Annotated in this window: 18 protein-coding genes; 5 read left to right on the top strand and 13 right to left on the bottom strand. The window is 46.9% G+C overall.

The features are described from left to right. Positions 1-45 precede the first annotated feature (45 nt). From SPIGRAPES_RS15875 to SPIGRAPES_RS15840, 8 genes are all read right to left on the bottom strand, one after another. On the bottom strand, positions 46-1548 hold the full coding sequence (locus SPIGRAPES_RS15875; RefSeq protein WP_014271777.1) for a tripartite tricarboxylate transporter permease: 1503 nt from the start codon (positions 1546-1548) through the stop codon (positions 46-48). Between the two features lie 21 nt (positions 1549-1569). Continuing rightward, complete coding sequence (locus SPIGRAPES_RS15870; protein WP_014271776.1) at positions 1570-2055, bottom strand: tripartite tricarboxylate transporter TctB family protein; 486 nt, start codon at positions 2053-2055, stop codon at positions 1570-1572. A 94-nt stretch (positions 2056-2149) separates the two neighbouring features. Further along, the gene (locus SPIGRAPES_RS15865) at positions 2150-3124 is read right to left on the bottom strand and encodes a tripartite tricarboxylate transporter substrate binding protein (protein WP_014271775.1); all 975 of its coding nucleotides are present in this window, start codon (positions 3122-3124) and stop codon (positions 2150-2152) included. 294 nt (positions 3125-3418) lie between these two features. Next, on the bottom strand, positions 3419-4015 hold the full coding sequence (locus tag SPIGRAPES_RS15860; RefSeq protein WP_014271774.1) for a GyrI-like domain-containing protein: 597 nt from the start codon (positions 4013-4015) through the stop codon (positions 3419-3421). Positions 4016-4028: 13 nt separating this feature from the next. After that, a complete protein-coding gene (locus SPIGRAPES_RS15855; protein ID WP_014271773.1) occupies positions 4029-4781 on the bottom strand; it encodes an N-acetylmuramoyl-L-alanine amidase family protein in 753 nt (250 codons plus the stop codon). After that, entirely contained in the window at positions 4778-5707 is a 930-nt protein-coding gene (locus SPIGRAPES_RS15850) for a hypothetical protein (protein ID WP_014271772.1), read from the bottom strand. Before SPIGRAPES_RS15850 ends, SPIGRAPES_RS15855 begins: the two co-directional genes overlap by 4 nt. After that, positions 5697-6821: a glutamate 5-kinase gene (gene proB, locus SPIGRAPES_RS15845; RefSeq protein ID WP_014271771.1), complete on the bottom strand. Its 1125-nt coding sequence runs from the start codon at positions 6819-6821 to the stop codon at positions 5697-5699. Before proB ends, SPIGRAPES_RS15850 begins: the two co-directional genes overlap by 11 nt. Beyond that, entirely contained in the window at positions 6818-8128 is a 1311-nt protein-coding gene (locus tag SPIGRAPES_RS15840) for a glutamate-5-semialdehyde dehydrogenase (RefSeq protein ID WP_014271770.1), read from the bottom strand. The genes proB and SPIGRAPES_RS15840 overlap by 4 nt, the downstream gene beginning before the upstream one ends. A 158-nt stretch (positions 8129-8286) precedes the next feature. Here SPIGRAPES_RS15840 and SPIGRAPES_RS15835 point away from each other — a divergent pair, with 158 nt between their 5' ends. The 3 genes from SPIGRAPES_RS15835 to SPIGRAPES_RS15825 are packed head-to-tail and all read left to right on the top strand — an operon-like array spanning position 8287 to position 11163. Then, positions 8287-9384: an ABC transporter substrate-binding protein gene (locus tag SPIGRAPES_RS15835; protein WP_014271769.1), complete on the top strand. Its 1098-nt coding sequence runs from the start codon at positions 8287-8289 to the stop codon at positions 9382-9384. A gap of 7 nt (positions 9385-9391) precedes the next feature. Then, positions 9392-10411, top strand: coding sequence for a FecCD family ABC transporter permease (locus tag SPIGRAPES_RS15830; RefSeq protein WP_014271768.1), 1020 nt, complete (start codon positions 9392-9394; stop codon positions 10409-10411). Then, the gene (locus SPIGRAPES_RS15825) at positions 10408-11163 is read left to right on the top strand and encodes an ABC transporter ATP-binding protein (protein ID WP_014271767.1); all 756 of its coding nucleotides are present in this window, start codon (positions 10408-10410) and stop codon (positions 11161-11163) included. Before SPIGRAPES_RS15830 ends, SPIGRAPES_RS15825 begins: the two co-directional genes overlap by 4 nt. Before the next feature lies 1 nt (position 11164). Here SPIGRAPES_RS15825 and ade read toward each other — a convergent pair whose 3' ends face one another. Next, entirely contained in the window at positions 11165-12904 is a 1740-nt protein-coding gene (gene ade, locus SPIGRAPES_RS15820) for an adenine deaminase (protein WP_014271766.1), read from the bottom strand. 324 nt (positions 12905-13228) lie between these two features. On the opposite strand from ade, the gene SPIGRAPES_RS15815 reads away from it, so the two are divergent. Both SPIGRAPES_RS15815 and SPIGRAPES_RS15810 read left to right on the top strand, forming a co-directional pair. After that, entirely contained in the window at positions 13229-14515 is a 1287-nt protein-coding gene (locus SPIGRAPES_RS15815; RefSeq protein WP_014271765.1) for an NCS2 family permease, read from the top strand. A gap of 109 nt (positions 14516-14624) precedes the next feature. Continuing rightward, complete coding sequence (locus tag SPIGRAPES_RS15810; RefSeq protein WP_014271764.1) at positions 14625-14957, top strand: DUF4190 domain-containing protein; 333 nt, start codon at positions 14625-14627, stop codon at positions 14955-14957. 63 nt (positions 14958-15020) lie between these two features. On the opposite strand, the gene SPIGRAPES_RS15805 is transcribed toward SPIGRAPES_RS15810, so the two are convergent. The 4 genes from SPIGRAPES_RS15805 to SPIGRAPES_RS15790 form a co-directional block, all read right to left on the bottom strand. Beyond that, positions 15021-16484, bottom strand: a complete 1464-nt coding sequence (locus SPIGRAPES_RS15805) for a tagaturonate reductase (protein WP_014271763.1) — start codon at positions 16482-16484, stop codon at positions 15021-15023. A gap of 15 nt (positions 16485-16499) precedes the next feature. After that, positions 16500-17516 carry a zinc-binding alcohol dehydrogenase family protein gene (locus SPIGRAPES_RS15800; RefSeq protein WP_014271762.1) on the bottom strand — a complete coding sequence of 339 codons (1017 nt, stop codon included), beginning with the start codon at positions 17514-17516 and terminating at the stop codon, positions 16500-16502. Between the two features lie 114 nt (positions 17517-17630). Continuing rightward, complete coding sequence (locus SPIGRAPES_RS15795; RefSeq protein ID WP_014271761.1) at positions 17631-18917, bottom strand: TRAP transporter large permease; 1287 nt, start codon at positions 18915-18917, stop codon at positions 17631-17633. Further along, on the bottom strand, positions 18914-19420 hold the full coding sequence (locus SPIGRAPES_RS15790) for a TRAP transporter small permease (protein WP_014271760.1): 507 nt from the start codon (positions 19418-19420) through the stop codon (positions 18914-18916). Before SPIGRAPES_RS15790 ends, SPIGRAPES_RS15795 begins: the two co-directional genes overlap by 4 nt. Positions 19421-19427: the final 7 nt, after the last annotated feature.

Below are 19427 nucleotides of genomic sequence, written 5' to 3'. Positions count from 1 at the left end.
TAAAATTGGCTTTCGTCCAGTCCGTTTCCTGACTGGTACGATTCCTTACTGGTGCTTTTTCCCTAATTTCTTTACCTGAACCAATAACACTGGTCCTGCAAGGACAAGGATAACCACAACCAAGAAGAAAAGGCTGATGGGCCTTTGGATAAACGTAGCCCAATTCCCCTCAGAAAGCATGAGAGCCCTCCTGAAGTTACTTTCAAAAAGCGGTCCCAGAATCATACCCAGCACGATTGGAGCAATCGGGAAGGATAGCTTACGCAAGACAAACCCAATGATACCGCTGATTATAAGAACCCAGATATCGAAAACAGAGTTGCTGATGGCATAGGAACCAACCAAACTGAAAAGCAAAATGGCAGGTATCAAAAATTTCTTGGGGAAACTGATCAATTTTGCAAAGGCCCGTGCGCCCAGCAGTCCAAGGATCAACATAAACACTACGGAAAGAAGCAGGCTGAGGAATATCGAGGAAACAAACGGCATCTGCTGTTGGAACAAAAGAGGACCCGGTCGCAGACCCTGGATGATCAGACCACCCATGAGTACCGCTGTCATTGCATCCCCAGGAATTCCCAAGGTAAGCATGGGAATAAGAGCTCCACCGGTGCTTGCATTGTTTGCTGCTTCCGGCGCGGCGATACCTTCAATTATACCGGTTCCCAATAACTCTTTCCGTTTCCCAAGGCGTTTTTCCTGTCCATAGGCAACCAAAGAGGCAATTGAACCACCGGCTGCAGGGAGAGCCCCGATGAGTACTCCGATGAAGGAAGAACGGATTACGGTTCCTGTTATCCGTTTCAATTCTTTGAAAGGAGGAATCAGTTTGTTCAGAGCCTGTTTTACAATCACGTTATACTGGACATCCGAAATCTGGATGAGCATTTCGGACAAGCCATACATACCGATCATCACCGGTATTGCGTTGATACCATCGATCAGTTCAGCCTGGTTCATGATAAACCGAGGATAACTGGTAATCGGGTCGAGCCCGACAATGCCGACTATCAAGCCCAAGACCCCACTGATCAAACCTTTTACCGTTGATCCAGGGGAGATGATGGCGATGATACTCAGACCAATGAGGGTAATCCCGACATATTCCTCTGCGCTGAACTTCAAGGCAAAACCTGCGATGAGCGGGGCTGCAAAGACCAAAACGATAACACTGATGAAACCGCCGACTGCAGAACTGATAGTCGACACACCGATAGCTTCCCCTGCCCTTCCCTGCTGGCTAAGCGGATAGCCGTCAAGACACGTTGCAATAGCTGAGGGAGTCCCTGGGATATTGATCAGGATTGCCGAGATCGACCCTCCGTATACCGCACCGGTATAGAGTCCCAAAAGGAAAGCGAACGAAATGGTCGGGGCAAGACCAAAGGTAAAGGGTATGAAAACCGCAATCGTCATCGTGGCGGTCAAACCCGGGAGGGCTCCGAAAATGATGCCGACAAGGACTCCCAGAAACGATGAAACAAACATCATCGGATTTGCAAAGAAGTGGAGTCCTGAGAGATACAGGTCTAAAGAGAATATATCCATGATTCTAACCCTTCATTTTTATCAAAGCAGGATTCCCGTAGGAAACGGGATTGCTAATATGATTTTGAAAACTACATACACGATACAGGCAATAACCACTGATACCAAGACAATTTTCAGTGGATGCCGGTTTTTCTTCTCAGAGAGCAGCCAAACCATTGAAGCAATGAAAAGGAAACTCGTTAGGGCAAATCCCAGAATTTTCATAACAAAGGGAAACAGGGTCAAGAGGATGAGGGTCGTTGCGAAGAAAAAAAAGGATGTGGAATTCTTCCAATAGACTTCGGCCTCCGTATCGCCTTCTTTTTTGAATTTCTGCATGGTTTCAATGACCATGATTATTGATAGGAATGCAAGAATGATTGCGAGCATTCGTGGGTAAAAGCCGGTGTTGAGTATTCTTGAGCCTTCACTGCGTGTAGGCATAAAACCAGCGCCAATATAGAGGAGACCAGAGAAGGCGAAGAGAGTGGCTCCTGCAATAATATCGGATTTTCTTTTTGTCATTTCAATCTCCAGATTGTGAGCATCCAAGCAAGTAAGGAAGGATGCCCTCCCCTCCAAAAAGGAGAGGGACATCACTCGTAATCAAAACAGTGTATCAGTCGTCGATAAACTCTACCCCGAGTTCATTTACCAGATAGTCAAGCTGGTGCTCAGCATCCTTGATGACCTGTGCGAATTGTTCTGAATTGAGATATACGGGCTGGTATCCTGCATCGACCAGGAATTTGCGGATGGTAGGATCCTGCATACTCTTTGCGATAGCCTCGTCAAGGGTTTTGATGATGGCAGGGTCAGTTCCCTTCGGGGCAACAAAACCAGAATAGTTCCCCATAACTACATCAAGTCCCAGTTCCCTGAGGGTTGGTACATCAGGATAGGAAGGGTGACGTTCAGCCGATGCGATTGCAAGCAATCTCAACTCGCCTGCATCAACATGGGCAGCAACATCAGGAAGGGGAATGTTCGTCAAGTCAACATGATTGCCAAGCAAAGCGGTAATTGCTTCAGCGTAGGCAGGATACGGGATGTGGTTCATCTTGATACCTGCGGCAGCCTCGAAATAAGCAGCATAGATATGTGCACTGGCGCCGGTTCCTGAATTCGAATTCTTCAGTTTCCCGGGGTTTGCCTTTGCATAGGCGAGCAAGTCTGCAAGGGTCTTGAAGGGACTGTCTGCATTGACCGTTACCGTTGCAGGAATGGTAATAACCTGGCTGATCAATTCCACATTGTGGATATCGGGGTACATGGGTGAAACATACTTTGCCGATACGGTTGACATTGAGGTTGTTCCAATGGTGTAGCCATCGTTCTTTGAATTTTCAATTTCCAAGGAACCAACGACTCCGCCACCGCCTGGCTTATTCTCAACTACGAAGGGAACGCCAAAGCTCTTCTCAAGGTAGCTTGCAATAGGTCTTGTCAACACATCAGTCATACCGCCTACAGACCAGGGAATAATGACTTTCACATTCCGAGCAGGGTAAGCCTTGGAGGTTTCCTGTGTGCCGGCTGCGAACATTGGGAGAACAAGCAGGGAAACAAGAGCCAATAGAACGATTTTCTTCATTTTCTCCTCCTTTAGGAGCATAGCGAAAGGATTCTGCAAATTTGTTGCATGCAACAAATATAAACTACCAATCTCTGCCTGTCAAGAAATACTTTTGGTAATTACTAAAAACAAAAAAACATGAAAACACTTCCATCTACTTATAGGTAATGGCTTTAAAATATTCCTACTGTTTTACTGGAAAATTATTACTATTGTTCGTCATCCGTAATGACAGGAAAACGACCTACAAAGCCAGGGGAAAGACCTTCTATTTTTATACAGAAACCAGGAGGTAATTGTGGAATGTTTCCTTTATATCCTTGAAACGGAGTACCGAAGGATAGTCTTTAGTTTTTCCGGGGCTGTTTTTCTTGGATCAGAAAGGTAGATTTCGCGGTGCATATCACCGTTTCTCACGACATGGTTCTCCAGGCAGAAAGATTCCATTGCATCAAAAGAACGCTTCTCCTCGCTATAGGGACCTCTATGCAGCATCGTCACGCATAAACCATCCTCAACAATGGAGAATCTGGAAAGCTCCGTGGGAATCTTTTTCCTGGACCGGCATAACACCTGTACCTGCGAGAAAATATCACTGGTCACGAAATCAGGTTGGCATATCATGCTCGACCATCTCCAGAGCGAACGGGCTTCCTCCTGACAGGCATACCATACCCCTTCAAGGGGTGCTACGACAAAGGGTTTGTACCAGGATTCACTCTTGTATGCCATCTTGAGCGTAAAACTCAAACCATAGAGGATTTCTACAGATTGGGCGTACTCTTTTCCTGCGGGCTCACCTTGTCCATCGACAATAAAATAAGGAAGCGGGGGCACTGTCACCAAAGAAGGTTGCTCTTTTGCCCCGTACACCGAGGCATAGGTTTTCTTGACATCAAAATTATCCATACCAGCCATCCTCTCAGAGACATTGTATAATAGCTTGGACAATTGCTTCTGCCACAGAATGTCTCCACTGCGGGGAAACAAGGTTTTGCGCTTCCTGTTCATTGGACAGAAACCCTACTTCGACCAAAACCCCAGGCATCCGGGAGGCATTGAGAACATATAGGTCTTGCTCCTTGACTCCCCGGTCCTTGGAACTTTCCAGTTTCTGTGCCAATACTTGTTCAAACGTCTTGGCGATGACAAGGTTCCTGTTATTCAAAAAGCGATTGAGTTGCACTGAAGTAAAAGGGGAATAGAGTACTATATTGCCAGTGGGTGTCTCACTATTGAGTAAAGTCACTGACTTCCCTTGTTTTTTGGTCAATACCTCAAATCCCCTGGCCTCATTGTTCTCTGCACTGTTAACATGGATGGATACGAATAACGCACTGGTTTTCAATGGCAATTCAGTGGTGTAAGCAATGCGACTCCGGTCCTCCAGACTGACAAAGGTATCGTCAGAACGAGTCATGACAAGCTGTAAATCCGGACGGATTACCGAAAGAAGGGCATACACCCGCTTGGCTATATCGAGACTGATATCCCGTTCGAATATCGTTCCCCCAGCAAAAACCCAGGCCGAGGAGGTCCCGGGATCATACCCGCCATGGCCTGCATCAATGATTACGGTTGAAACAGGATAGTCATAAGGGTTTTCCACGGCAAAGAGCAATCCTTGGGGAAAGAGAAAACCGAGGAGAAGCAGAACGATCAGCCCTTTTCTCACGGTTTCTCCTTCAAAGGGTATTCCCATTTTTCACAAAGCGTCGGGAAATCTGTTTTCTGCAACCAGATCATCCGTTTCTTCACATCTTCCCTGAATACTTCCTTATCTACGAAACCTTTGTATTTTCGAGCCATGTTTTTCCCATTGATCTGGCTGACGGATAAAGCTTTGGTGTAACAGCGCAGGTAACCATCCGCTTCGGTCCTATCCTCGATTACCGAATCCCTCTGGGGAAACTGAACCATGAGGGCCTGGGTTACCTGAATGGTATACCCATAGAGGTAACACCGGATTCCCCAGTCCAAGGCTTGCCAGTATTCACTATGGATCTGCTCATCGAAACCACGCATCCGCTGAAACAATGCGCGGTCATAGAAGCCGATACACATGACAGGAAACAAGGTGTCGAGGGTAGAATCATCCTCCATATTGGGAAAATAGGAACGCGGTTCAATTTTCTTCCCCTCCATAAAGGGGGCCCTGACACAAGGCACGACTTCACATTTCCCATTGGCAATTACCGCAGCAAGGGCTGCCGGATGGTCACTTTTCCCCATGAGGGATAGCAATTTGTTACCATCAAACCGGATGAGAATCTGGTCGCTCCTGACAATCAAAAAATAATTGGTGTGACATTCATTTGCCACGGCATTAATGCGTTCACCTGCAAAGGTCATCGTTGAGAAAACCAAAAAGGTAACCTCTCGGTAGGCTTCCTGCATTGCAACGACATCGATGCGATCCTCTTGGGTAACCACGTGCAGGCTACAGTTGATCTCTGCGAGAAACCAATCCAAGGTTTCCTTCAATTGCTGGAGATTTCCCGTATCGAGAATACCTACAGCAAGTTGCTCAGTACAATGCAACTGATTGATCCGTGTCCCAAGGTCCTGTCTCCTGCGGTAAATCCTATAATTATTCAACATTGTCCAAAAACACCAAATCCTCCGGACGAAAGATTACGTCCTTTTTCCCCGAACCAAGGATTTCTTCGATATCTTTGCTCTTATGGCCTGCAAGCAGAGCAATATCGGTGCTGTTATAATAAGGTACCGCTTTGGCGAAAGGTTTACCGTCCTCAGAACAGACCTGAATGACATCTCCCTGTCCAAAGACCCCGCTCACCTTGACAATACCTTTGGGCAACAGGCTTTTGTGGTCATACAAAGCTTTTTTTGCCCCATCATCCACCGTCACCGAGCCTAGGTGGGAATTATTCAAAATCCAACGTGCCCTCTGGCTGATCCTTTGTAAAGGATGGATATAGCTACCCAAAGGTTCCCCTTCCAAAAGTCGTACCAGTGAATTCTTCTCATATCCACTGGCAATAATGGATCCGCATCCACCTACTGCGGCAATCTTTGCCGCAAGCAGTTTTGTTTTCATTCCCCCTGTCGAGAAGGTGCTCCCAGCCCCCCCCGCGTAGGAGAAAATCTGTTCGTCGAGCATCTCTATTTCTCCGAGCAGAGTCGCCTTTGGGTCTTTTTTCGGGTCGGCAGTATAAACCCCGGGGATATCGGTAAGGATAATCAGAAGGTCTGCGTCAATTTTGCTGGCCACCATGGCACTCATCCTGTCGTTATCACCAAAGGCAGAACCAATTTCAGCCGTGCTTACCACGTCGTTCTCGTTGAAGACTGGCACTACCCCAAGGTCGAGCAAGGTCATTACACTGTTCCGTAAATTCACATAGGTATGACGGTTGTTCATATCTTTGCGGGTAAGAAGAATCTGGGAACAGACTATGCCATGGTGTTTGAAAGCCTTACGGTAACTGCTCATCAGAATCGGTTGCCCGATGGAAGCACAGGCTTGTCGCATAGCCACCTGTTTGACAGCGTCCTTGAGATGGAGTTCTTTGGCTCCCATCCCGATAGCCCCGGAGGAGACTAAAAGGACCTGGATCCCTTTTCCCATAAGTATAGCAATCTGGGAGACGATATCCTCGATGCAATGTTCATCGATGCCTTCAGCTGTAGAGAGCAGGTTCGTTCCGACTTTTACCACCACCCGTTGCACCTGGGAAAAATCGCGATTCATTTCGATTCCTCCCCAATAGCCAGTTCCTTGTGTAAGAAAGGCTTCGCATTTGAGCCAGTGTAGGATGCAACAACCTGACCATCGCCTTGCAGCAGCCATTTGCTGCTCATCAAGCCTGAAATCCCTACAGGTCCCCGGGCATGGATTTTTGCCGTACTGATACCGACCTCAGCCCCAAGGCCGAATCTAAACCCATCGGCAAACCGGGTAGAGCAGTTCACCATGACATCAGCAGAATCGACTTCCCTCATAAACAGGTTGGCGAGCTCCTTGTTCTTCGTAATAATCGCATCGGTGTGATGGGACCCATGCTCTGCTATATGGTCCAAAGCCTGCTGATAGGTATCGACTACCCTAATATTTAGCTCAAGGGCAAGGTATTCCGTGTCGTAATCACCCTGTGTACAGGGAAGACAGTCTATATAAGATCGCGTCTGGGAATCTCCATGCAGAATCACCTGCTTGTCAGCCATACGCGAGGCAAGCATCAAAAGAAATACAGGGGCAATGTCTTTATGCACCAAAATTGTCTCTATTGCATTGCAGGCTGCAGGGTATTGGGTCTTGGAGTCGAAGGCACATTCGCTTGCCATTGCAAGGTCGGCTTCCTTGTCGACATACATGTGGCAGATACCCGCCGCGTGACCAAGGACGGGTATGGAAGTATTGTCCATGACGTATTTCACAAAAGCATTGGAACCACGGGGTATGAGCAGGTCTATCAGTCCATCCATCTTGAGCATCACATCGACGTCACTATGGCTGGTCAGCAACAGAAGCCACTCAGAACCTAGAGGAGAAGAAGCGGCACTTTTATATATGGAGGCAACCAAAGCAGCATTGGTATGTGCAGCCTCTTTCCCACCCTTGAGTATGATGCCATTTCCGCTTTTCAGGCAAAGTGAAACAATCTGGACAAGGGCATCCGGCCGGGATTCAAAAATCATCCCGATAACCCCGATAGGAAAACTGACACGTTCAAGCAACAAAGAGGTGTCCAGCAAACGCCGTTCCAAGACTCTCCCGATAGGGTCCTGCAAGGCAGCGACTTGCTTGAGTCCGGCAATGACACTGTCCCGTTTCTCAATGTCGAATACCAGTCGTTTGACCAGTGCTTCTTTTTCGCCGTTTGCTTCCGCTGCCGAAAGGTCAAGGGCATTGGCCCTTTCGATTTCTGCCCAATCGTCTACGAGACCCTGCCCAATGGCTAAAAGCAGATCGTTTCTCTGCTTATCAGTACTCACTGAAAGTCGTGTAGAACTCTTTTTCAGTATATATATAGATTCCTGTATGGTGTGATCTGCCATAATGCAACCCCTTGAAGTTTTGTCTATACAGTACCCCGAATAAGGGAAGGTATCAAGGAGAAAAGGATTGCCTGGTGTGAGTATATTCGATTGCATTTTTATATATACAATGGTAAACTGCAACCGTTCGCAACATTTAATAGGAGTCTCCATCTACCATGAAGAAAAAAATATTGTTTATTTTGCTTGTCCTTTTGCCGGTTCTGCTTTTTTCCCAGGGAAATGCAGAGAAAGAAATGCAGGATAGCGGGTTTTATACCGCTACCGATGCCAATGGACGCACAGTAACCTTAGAAGAAAAACCCTATCGGGTCATTATCGCGGGAAAAGCCGGGAATATGAGTGCAAATGCGCTTTTCTTGTTCCCCGAGGTTGAAGCAATGGATTTGACGCTTCCCATTACTGACCAAGGGCTTGGGGACTTTTTCTCCCTGATCAGGCCCTCTCTCGATGAAAAACCCCGCATCAGCCAGAATGCGAGTGCAGAGGAAATTGCGGCCCAGAACCCGCAAATCGTACTCACCAAGACTGCAAACTATGAAAAAATCGGGAAAAAACTCGACCAGCTCAGAATTCCCAATTTTACCATGAACCTTGAATCGTATGAGGACTGGAAAACTGAAATCACGCAACTGGGGAAGCTATTGAAGAATACTACCCGCGCACAACAGATCCTTTCCTTATTCCAGGAACGCCTGGATTCCATTACCAATACGGTTTCTTCTCTGGCACCCGAGAACAAGCTGAAAGTACTGATTTTGCAGGGAGTAACCACGGACAATGCCTCTTCCTTCAAAATCGCCCCTGATTCCTGGATGCAGACCTGGATGGCAGAGAATGTAGGGGGAGTTCCTGTATGGAAAGGTGCAAATACAGCTTCCAATGGTTGGAGTACCGTTTCTTTTGAACAGATAGCTGCATGGAATCCTGACAAAATCTATATTGTCAGTTATAAGACTCCGACAGAAACATATGTCAATGAAATTTACAGTTCCCCCATATGGGCAAATCTCAAGGCAGTGAAAAACCATAATGTGGAGGAAACCCCTTCGGATATGATGAACTACATCCAGCCGGTGGCAACCTGGATTCTGGGAATGCAGTGGATGGCCCAGGACCTTTATCCCGAGCTCTTTGCTTCAGTCGACATGGAAGAAGAGATTACCTCCTTTTACAGGGAATTCTATGGCCTTACAGACCAAAAGGTACTCGATACGCTCCTAAGCGCCTACAAGACCTCGATTTCCCTTAACTAGATACTGTATGAACGCCACAACTACCTATAGGAATGACCAAAAGCACAACAGGCTCGTCCTGTTGTTGCTTTGTCTGTTGCTTGTGCTTCTTTCTTGCCTGTTCCTTTTTGCCGGCAGGTATCCAAAGGGAGGCATTACGTTTCCCCGCAACCTTGCAGACGACAAGCTGATGTCTACTATCATTTTCAACGTAAGGCTTCCGAGAATCCTATTGGCAATCATGGCAGGAGCAATTCTCAGTGCTTCCGGTTTTACTTTCCAGATGCTCTTTTCAAATCCTTTGGTGGAACCAGGGTTTCTGGGAGTAAGCCAAGGAGCTGCCTTTGGGGCAGCCTTGGTCATTGTCCTGGGTAATTACAGCTCCTACCTCGTGCAGGTAAGTGCAACTGTCTTCGGGTTGCTGGCACTCATCATGTCCTATTTTCTGGCCAAGAGATTTCGTTTCGGAGGCTGGTTACTCAGGCTGGTCTTGTCTGGAATTGCCGTCTCCGCTATTTTCACGTCAGCACTCGGGGTAATCAAACTGGTCGCGGAGCCGACAAAGGACCTTCAGGATATTACCTTCTGGATGATGGGAGGACTCTGGAATTGCAACTGGGGTCAAATTTTCTCCATCATGCCCATAGTCCTGCTGTGTCTTTTGGTAATTTTGCGATACCGATGGAGACTCAACCTGCTCTCGCTGCAGGAGAAGACTGCATTCTCAGTAGGATTGAACCCGAACCGTGACCGGGTAATCCTTCTACTGGTCGCTACCGTAGGAACAACCCTGACTATATCCATCACTGGCCTCATCGGGTGGGTTGGCCTGATCATGCCACACCTTGCACGGAAAATCTTCGGTTCCGACAGCAAAGCAGCCCTGCCAGGATCTACTGTCATGGGTGCCATTTTTTTGCTTCTCTGCGATACAGTGGGACGTACAATCCTTGCAACAGAAATCCCCATTGGGCTGTTAACCAGTTTTATCGGCGCTATTACCTTTATGGTTATACTTTCCTTGAGAAACCAGGAGGGAAAAGCATGAATGCTCTCACACTAGACAAGGTTTTCTATACCTATCCTTCCGGAACAAAGGCCATCCAGGAACTTTCCCTGGAAATCGAAACCGGGAGTACCGTTGCCCTGCTAGGTTCGAACGGTGCAGGCAAGAGTACCCTTATGGATATGGTCTTATCGTGGAAAAAGGCAAATGGTATTCGACTTTTCGGTCGCGACCTCGCATCGTATGGAAGAAAAGAACTGGGCAGGACCATCGCCTTGGTTCCCCAGAGCGAGAATTACAATTTTTCCTTTTCCGTCCTTGACTATACCCTCTTCGGACGTGCACCCTATCTCTCGGAGATGGAATCCCCGAAAGATTCAGATGTCGAGATTGCCTACCAGGCACTGGAAACCGTTGGGCTTGAATCGTTTGCAAAACGCTCCATTACTACACTTTCAGGGGGAGAACACCAATTGTTGTTGCTTGCCCGTTCCATTGCCCAGGAAAGTGAAATCCTGCTATTGGACGAACCTACCAGCGCCCTTGACCCCGCGAACCGGCAAAAGGTGATTTCGATTCTGCATAACCTGCATGCAAAAGGCAAAACCCTGCTTTTTACAACCCACGATGCAAACCTTGCCTTCGAAGTGGCCACCCATGTGGCTATGCTCCGCAAAGGAAAGATGCTCTGCTTCGGAAAAAAAGAAGAGGTGGTCACCTCACAAGCGTTGACCACCCTCTATGATACCCCCATGACTGTTTGCAAAGTCGGGGATAAAACCCTTATCTTTTGATTTATAACTCCAAGGGAACAAATTCAAATTTGCGCACATCGAACAGGCCCATATCTGTCAATTTATAGGCGGGAATGACAGGGAGCGACATAAAGCAAAGTGTCATGAAAGGATCCACTGTCTCGCTTACCGAAAGCTCACGCTGGGTAACGGAATGCAATTCATCAAGTTTGCGTGCAACATCTACCCCCTCTATACTGGTCATGAGGCCTGCAATGGGGAGAGGCAGATCGGTCAGGATTTTCCCTTTCTTGACAATGACCATGCCTCCTCCGAGTTCTACCAGATGGTTTACAGCCAAAACCATATCCTCGTCATTATCGCCACAGACGATAATATTATGGGAGTCATGGGCAACAGAGGTTGCTACAGCTCCACCTTTGAGTCCGTACCCCCTGAGCAAGGCAACCGCTACATTTCCTGTTCCATGGTGCCGTTCGATAACAGCCAGTTTGATAACATCCTGCTTGTTATCGTGAACCCATTGCCCATCCTTTACCGTCACATACGCTTCGCCTGCGCCGGTGACCACGCCACCGCTAATGATATCGATAACCCTGACATGGTCCGATTTCAGCTGAAGATGTAGCCTTTGTTTCGAAAAACCTTTTACCAGCATCTTCCCTGAGACATTGGAAGCTGGACCCGAAACTGCCTTTTGCACAATCTTGCCGTCCTCGGCTACCAGCTCGCCCCCCACAAATACCTGGTGCATGGAAAAAGCTTCAAGATTATCACATAATAGGAAATCAGCCCGGAGGCCCGGGGCAATAGCCCCACGGTCAAACAGACGGTAACATTCGGAGCTGTTTACCGTAGCCATACAGATTGCTTCGATGGGGTCGAGCCCTGCGCCGACACTGAGGCGCACATTATTATTGATATGGCCTTCCTTGAGAATGCTTTTGGGTTGCCGGTCATCGGTACAGAAGAGACAACGCCGGCTGTTTGCAGGGGTCACCCCTCCAAGCAAGCCCAAAACATTGCAACAGGCAGAGCCTTGCCTAAGCATGACATACATTCCCCGCCTGACTCGTTGTTTCAATTCCTCAGGGGTCTCACATTCATGGTCCGTATGGATAGAGGCCGCACAATAAGCGTCCAGATCAGATCCTTCGATAGCAGGGCTATGTCCGTCAACGACCTTACCGCTAAGACTTGCTTCCCAGAGTTTATCCAAGACCATAGACGAACCGGCAATGACCCCTGGATAGTCCATCATCTCACCGAGTCCCAAAACCCGTTCATGGCCCAGTCGCTTTGCAAGGTCGGAAGCGAGCAGAACTGCCCCGCTATGCTCGAACGGGGTTGCAGGAACACAGGAAGGAACCATAAAGAAAGCCTGCAAAGGAGTGTTTTTGGAATCCTCAAGCATATAATCGAGCCCTGCAAGACCACAGACGTTACAAATTTCATGAGGGTCGGCAACCACAGTTGTTGTTCCGCAGGGCACGACAAGGTTTGAAAACTCCGAAGGGGTGCAGTGCGATGACTCAATGTGAACATGGCTGTCGATAAACCCAGGGATGAGGTAACGGCCTTCGGCATCGATTATCTTCTTGGCCTCACCTTTCCCAGGCTCAAGAAAACCACATATGAGGCCTCCGCTCACCAAGACATCGGCTTCGAACCATTCTTTATTATATACGTCAAGGACATGGGAACCGGTTACGCACAAATCGGCGGTTTTTCGCCCTGTCGCGACTTCGATACTCATTGCCCTACTTTCCTTATCTTGCATAATTCCTCCAAACCAGCAACAAATTGCAACACATTTTTTTTCCAGTGTAACACCTTGCACAAATAGTTCAAGGGGAAAAAAAGGAAAAAATCCAAGCAATTCAAATAAAATACTATTGTTGTACTACATTATTTCACTAGTGTATAAAAAAGATTTATAAATCCTTTTTTACATATAGTGCAGAATCAAGCTATTTTTTTTCCCTGAAATAACATTTCATCAATGATAATTTGGTATATGATAAATGTAAAGATTTTTCTGTACTTGATTGGTTTGATGTATTAGAATAGGCATTATAAATCATCATCTGCAAGGAGTGCATAGATGGAAAAGTTTTTTAAACTTAAAGAAAGAAAGACAAATGTAAAGACCGAGATCATGGCTGGTGTAACAACCTTCCTGACGATGGCTTACATTCTCGCTGTCAACCCCGGAATCCTGTCACAGGCAGGAATGGACTTCTCAAAAGTCTTCGCAGCAACCGCAATAGCTTCTGCTGTGGCTACCTTGGTTATGTCCCTTTTGGCAAACCTTCCGTTTGCCCTCGCACCGGGAATGGGCTTGAACGCCTTCCTTACCTACACGGTAGTTATGGGAATGGGGTATAGCTGGCAGTTCGCTTTGACAGCCGTTTTTGTTGAAGGTATCATCTTCCTCATCCTCACCGCTGTTAATATTCGCGAAGCAATCGTAAACAGCATCCCGGCAAACCTTAAGAAAGCGATTGGGGTTGGGATAGGGCTCTTCATTGCGTTCATCGGTATGCAGAACGCAGGTATCGTAATCGGAGGAGCCACCTTGGTCGGTCTCAATCCCGATTGGTATATGGGACCTGCTGGCTTGGCAATGCTCGGCCTGCTCATCACCGGTATCCTCCTTGTTTTCAAGGTAAACGGTGCACTCCTGATTGGCATCGCACTCACCACCATTATTGGAATTCCTCTCGGGATCACCAAATATGCTGGCGGTTCCTTCGTTCCTCCTGCCCCCTACTTCTTCCCGTTTGACTTCTCCCAGGTTATGTCCCTTGACTTTATCGTTGTAGTGTTCACCTTCCTGTTCGTCGACATGTTCGACACAGTAGGAACCCTCATCGGTTGTGCTACCAAGGCTGACATGATCCAGAGCGACGGATCAATCCCCAACTGTAAAGAAGCTTTGTTTGCTGATGCAGTTGGAACCACGCTCGGTGCAGTTCTCGGAACTTCCACTGTCACCACATTTGTCGAATCCTCTGCTGGTGTAGTAGAAGGTGGACGTACCGGTTTGACTTCCCTTACCGTTGCAATCCTCTTTTTGCTCTCATTGTTCTTCGCTCCGTTGTTCGAATCGATCCCTTCAGCTGCAACAGCTCCTGCTTTGATCATCGTAGGTGTCATGATGATGACTCCTGTAACGGAAATCGAATGGACCGATATGACCGAGGCAATCCCTTCATTCCTCTGCATCATGTTCATGGTTGTTGCTTACAGCATCGCCGATGGCATCATGTTCGGAATCCTGTCCTATGTCCTCCTCAAATTCTTTACCAACAAGCGTAAAGATATCTCTGGCATGACTTGGGTAGTCTTCGGTCTCTTTGTCGCCAAGATTATCTTTGGCGCCCTGTAAGAATTTTCACGATTCTGTTCAAAACGGACTCCGTAAGGGGTCCGTTTTTTATCGACCTATTTGCTTTATGTCCTGTTTGCCTGTATATTTAAACCGTGGAGGAAACACTATGGATGACAGACAACCGTATAGTGGGCAAGAACAACAACCTTCCTACCCCAAAAGAGACAGCAGCAGCCTGACAGCCCTGATTCTTGGCATTCTATCTTTGGTATGCGGGATAACAGGGGTCGCTTCCCTTGCCGGTTCCATTATGGGTATCATAGGAATCGTACAGGGCAACAAGAACAGGAAGTATGATGCAGAAGCCAAGGCAGGTTATATCATGAGCATCATCGGTTTGATACTCAGCTCTTTAGTATTTATTTTCTTCATTGCCTTTTTTGGCATCTTCACAACCATGTTCCGTGCAACCTATTGGCCATTTGGAATGTACTGTTAACTACAAAAAAGGGCCCCTGCAAGACTCAATTGCAGCAGGGCCCCATTTTTTTATCACCAAACCTTACAAATTCTTGATCGTAGCCTTTACGCCATCTGCAACAATACCTTTCAGGTGAGCAAGGACACCGTCATACAAGCCCTCAATCTCGGTAAGGTCACGCTGCCAGAGGGTTTTGCAGGAGAGTACATTCTTAACCAAAACAGAAAGATCCTGTTCCTGCCAGGCTTTCTCAAAGAAAGCAAGGTTCTCTGCTGTGTCCTTTACCGGATACATATCCCCGTTTTCCCTGATCCCGAAATACCCTTGCTCGCTATTCTTCACATCATAGAACTTAATGAGTGCAGCAAGTGAGAATGTCAGGTGGGAAGGAAGTTTTTTCTCCATTGCAAGATAGTCTTCCAGGCTGGGCAGACACCGTGCCACATACTTCGAAACAGAATTGAGAGAGATATCAAGCAACCTGTGGTTTATAAAGGGATTGCCAAAACGTTCAAACACGGCATCGGCAAACTGTGCAAGTTCATCCTTGGGCAATTGGATGGTAGGGATGACCTCACCAAAGATAAGATCCTTGAGGAAAGCAGAAAATTCTTCGTCCTTGACAAACTCCCCTACGAATTCATACCCGCTGAGATAGGCGGCTAGAACCGTCGAGGTATGTGCACCGTTGAGAATCCTCACTTTGCGCATCTTATAGGGTTTGACATTGTCGGTCCAGATGACATTGGCCTTGGTCTTGGCAATGGGGAACATCTCACTGTACTTTTTATCAGCCTCGATAACCCAAAGGTTGAAAACCTCAGAAGTATCGATCATATCATCCTTGTAGCCAAACCTTTCTTCATATGAAGCGGCTTCGTTTCTCGGATACCCGGTAACAATACGGTCGACAAGGGTATTGGCAAACGTGCAGGAAGCATCCATCCATTCGATAAAACCTTTCTCAAGGTTCCATTCCTGTGCATACTGGTACACGATTCTCTTCAATACAGGGCCATTGTCTTCAATGAGTTCGACAGGAAGCAACAGGATCCCCATGGCTTTGTCCCCGTTGAAATGTTTGTATCGTGTATAGAGAAAGGAACAAATTTTGGCAGGATATGAGTTGGGAGGGGTATCGGTAAGCTTGTCCCCTTCACTGTAGGAAATACCGGCTTCGGTGGTATTGGACACGATAACCTGTAAGTCCTTGCTCTTTGCAAGATCGATATAGGAATCATAATCCTCATAGGGATTGAGGCCTCTGGAAACCGAGGTGATGACTTTAATGTTCTCGGTCTTCTTGCCGTTCTCCAATCCTCTCATAACCAAGGTATAGACATTGTCCTGGGCATTGAGTCTGGCAACCATTCCCTGGCTAATGGGCTGGCAGAGTACGATACTCCCACCGAACAGACCTTCGTCATTGGCTTCATCGATCATCCAGTCCACAAAGGCCCGGAGGAAATTCCCTTCCCCAAACTGAAGTACCTTTTCAGGATAGTGTCCGTTTTTCTTTTCTACGACTTCATTGATTTTTTTCATATACGATTTCCTTCCTTAGAATGCAATCAAAACCTTAAGCATCTCTGCAGAATTTTTGTCAAAGTCGGCAAAAGCCTGTGGAGCATCATTAAAAGCATAAACGTTGGTTACAACCTTTGCAATATCGGCCTTTCCAGCCTTTACGATAGCGATCAATTCTTTGAAATCACTGGTTAAAGCATTGCGTGAACCAAAGATATTCAATTCTTTTTTCTGAATAGCGGTAAAATTAAAGTCAAGGTTCTGCTTACCCACTCCTACAAGCACTACCCTTCCGCCAAACGCGACAGAGTCTATGCAGTTCTGGAATGTTGAGGGAAGACCTACGCACTCTATGGCAACATCAAATCCATTACCGCCGGTAATCGCATGTACCTGCTGTTCAAGATGCTCAGCAGAATCATTGAGAAGCGTACCGTCGATACCGAACTGCATGGCATACTCGAGCTTTTTGGGGGCAATGTCACTGATATAGACCTCTGCCCCAACGGCTTTGGCAGCAACGGCAGTAAGCACCCCGATGGTGCCCGATCCTACGATAAGGACTTTGTCCTTGGGACCGACCTGTGCCCGCTTGACCCCATGATAACCGATGCAGAACGGTTCGATAAGAACCAAGGTCTTCGCATCGAGACCCTTGCCATCGATAATCCGCTCAATTGGCATGGTTATATACTCGCTAAAGCCACCTTCACGCTGGACCCCCATGGTCTGGTTGTCTGTGCAGGCATTTACCAAGCCACGCTGACAGGAATAGCAGGTACCACAATTGAAATAGGGGTTACAGGTAACTACCATCCCCTTTTCAAGTCCATATTCGTTTGGCCCGATTTCTTCAATCTGGGCTGCAAGTTCGTGGCCGGGGACCCGGGGGTAGGAAAAATAAGCAAAGGTTCCGCGGTAAGACCCAAGGTCACTACCGCAGATGCCACCATAGAGAACCTTCAAAAGGGCTTCGCCTTCTTTGGGAACGGGTTTTTCAATTTCCCGTATGGAAACATCCTTTGCTCTGTTGATATATATGGCTTTCAAGACAATACTCCTAATTTATTGTTGTATATCTAATGTATACATTAATCAATATTAAAAATGCTACTCACTCCATGATGTTTTTGATCGTCATCATTGAGTGAGAATACGGTAAGGTCAATAGAGAAGGTCTACCAAACCTGTCGAGAAAAACGGCACATAAGTGAGCAAAAACAATTCCAGCACCATCACCAGATAAAAAGGAACCGCTTCTTTGATAAAATCTTTAGTCTTACAACCGGTGATACCACAGGTCACAAACATCAACGTTCCCATTGGAGGAGAAAGTGCCCCGATTGCATTATTGAAAATGTAAATCATGGCAAAATGTATTTCGTTGACTCCAAAAGCCTTTGCTATGGGGGCAAGAAGCGGAACCAGGATAATCATCGAGGCATTCCCTTCAACAAACATTCCAACCACCAAAAGAAACACATTGACGATCAAGAGGAAGACATATTTGTTATTGATGGTCCCGATCAACCAGTCAGCAAGTTGCTGAGGAATTCGTTCCTTGGTAAGTACCCAGGAAAAAACAGTGGCTGCAGCAACAATCAATAGAATCGAGGAGGTTGAAGTAACCGACTCCGTGACTGCTTTTTTGAAGCTCTTAAAATCAAGTTCCTTATAGAAAACCCCCAAGACAATGGCTAGGACAACTGCTGCCGAGCCTGCCTCAGTCGGGGTCACAATCCCAAGACGAATCGACCCAATTATAACCAAGGGGATACATAAAGGTAGAATGGCAGGTTTCGTTGCGGTGGTAATCTCTTTTCTTGTCAGTTTCTCGGTCCTAATCGGCTTGTAATCACGTTTCTTTGAAATCACCGCGACAAGCACCATCAAGGTTACACAAAGCAGAGTCCCAACCCCAAGGCCAGAGACAAATAACTTTCCGATAGATACGTTGGCAATGCTTCCATACAGAATCATGGCTATTCCAGGGGGAATAAGCGGGGTAATAACCGACGAGGTGGCCGTTACTACTGTTGAGAATGGCTTGGAAAAACCTTTTCGCTCCATCTGTGGAACAAGCATCTTGCTTTCCATAGCCGCATCTGCGAGATTGGAACCACTAAGGCCACCCATAAGGGTCGAGACCAATACGTTTACCTGGGCAAGCCCACCACGCATGCGACCGGTCAGGATGCTGGCAAAATCATAGATTCTGCTCGAGATCCCACTATAATTCATCAAAGCGCCCATGAACACGAAGAAGGGAATGGCAAGCAGGGAAATGCTTTCCGTGCCACCTACGACCTGCTGGGCGAATACGATTGAGTTTACTCCCGGAGTAAGAAAGAAATAGAGGAGTGACGATCCGAGTATCGCTATATATACAGGGACCTTCATGAACAATAGGAGTAACAGGGTAATAAATGTCAGGGTTATTATTCCGTTCAAAATTCACTTACCTCTTTAACGATATCGACTCCATGCAACTTTCTTACAAAGACATAGAGATAATTTGACAACATCAGCACACAGCATACAGGAACGATCCCATAGATATATTTGTAGGGTATCTGCAGGATGCTCGTTACACGCCCGCTCCTTACAAACAAGTTAAAATACCCAATACTCTGCACAAACAGGTATAACAGGGTTCCGACTACAATCAAAGTGATAATGAAATCGAACACCTTCTGTACCTTTTCAGGCAAGGACTCAATGATAATCTCGATTGCCACATGCGACCCTACCCTGAAACCATATCCTGCACCCAAAAACACAACCCATACTTCCAGCATAAGTTGCACTTCTTCCATCCAGGTAAAAGGCTTGTCCAGGATATACCTGGACAAGGCCCCTACCAAGGTTAGAACTACCAGGGAAACAAGAACGATTCCTGCTGCAATTATGTCTAGGTGACGCAACCAGCCAAGCCGTTCATTTTTCTTTTCCACTTTATTC

The sequence above is a fragment of the Sphaerochaeta pleomorpha str. Grapes genome (assembly GCF_000236685.1).
GTDB lineage: Bacteria > Spirochaetota > Spirochaetia > Sphaerochaetales > Sphaerochaetaceae > Sphaerochaeta > Sphaerochaeta pleomorpha.
Note: the sequence above shows the minus strand (reverse complement) of the source record. Positions and strands in the feature narration are given on the sequence as shown.

Coding starts and splice junctions, on each gene's coding strand:
- SPIGRAPES_RS15875 (WP_014271777.1), bottom strand. CDS start 1,548: ATGGATATATTCTCTTTAGACCTGTATCTCTCAGGACTCCACTTCTTT.
- SPIGRAPES_RS15810 (WP_014271764.1), top strand. CDS start 14,625: ATGGATGACAGACAACCGTATAGTGGGCAAGAACAACAACCTTCCTAC.
- SPIGRAPES_RS15825 (WP_014271767.1), top strand. CDS start 10,408: ATGAATGCTCTCACACTAGACAAGGTTTTCTATACCTATCCTTCCGGA.
- SPIGRAPES_RS15835 (WP_014271769.1), top strand. CDS start 8,287: ATGAAGAAAAAAATATTGTTTATTTTGCTTGTCCTTTTGCCGGTTCTG.
- SPIGRAPES_RS15850 (WP_014271772.1), bottom strand. CDS start 5,707: ATGTTGAATAATTATAGGATTTACCGCAGGAGACAGGACCTTGGGACA.
- SPIGRAPES_RS15865 (WP_014271775.1), bottom strand. CDS start 3,124: ATGAAGAAAATCGTTCTATTGGCTCTTGTTTCCCTGCTTGTTCTCCCA.
- SPIGRAPES_RS15805 (WP_014271763.1), bottom strand. CDS start 16,484: ATGAAAAAAATCAATGAAGTCGTAGAAAAGAAAAACGGACACTATCCT.
- SPIGRAPES_RS15840 (WP_014271770.1), bottom strand. CDS start 8,128: ATGGCAGATCACACCATACAGGAATCTATATATATACTGAAAAAGAGT.
- ade (WP_014271766.1), bottom strand. CDS start 12,904: ATGCAAGATAAGGAAAGTAGGGCAATGAGTATCGAAGTCGCGACAGGG.
- SPIGRAPES_RS15860 (WP_014271774.1), bottom strand. CDS start 4,015: ATGGATAATTTTGATGTCAAGAAAACCTATGCCTCGGTGTACGGGGCA.
- SPIGRAPES_RS15830 (WP_014271768.1), top strand. CDS start 9,392: ATGAACGCCACAACTACCTATAGGAATGACCAAAAGCACAACAGGCTC.
- proB (WP_014271771.1), bottom strand. CDS start 6,821: ATGAATCGCGATTTTTCCCAGGTGCAACGGGTGGTGGTAAAAGTCGGA.
- SPIGRAPES_RS15870 (WP_014271776.1), bottom strand. CDS start 2,055: ATGACAAAAAGAAAATCCGATATTATTGCAGGAGCCACTCTCTTCGCC.
- SPIGRAPES_RS15815 (WP_014271765.1), top strand. CDS start 13,229: ATGGAAAAGTTTTTTAAACTTAAAGAAAGAAAGACAAATGTAAAGACC.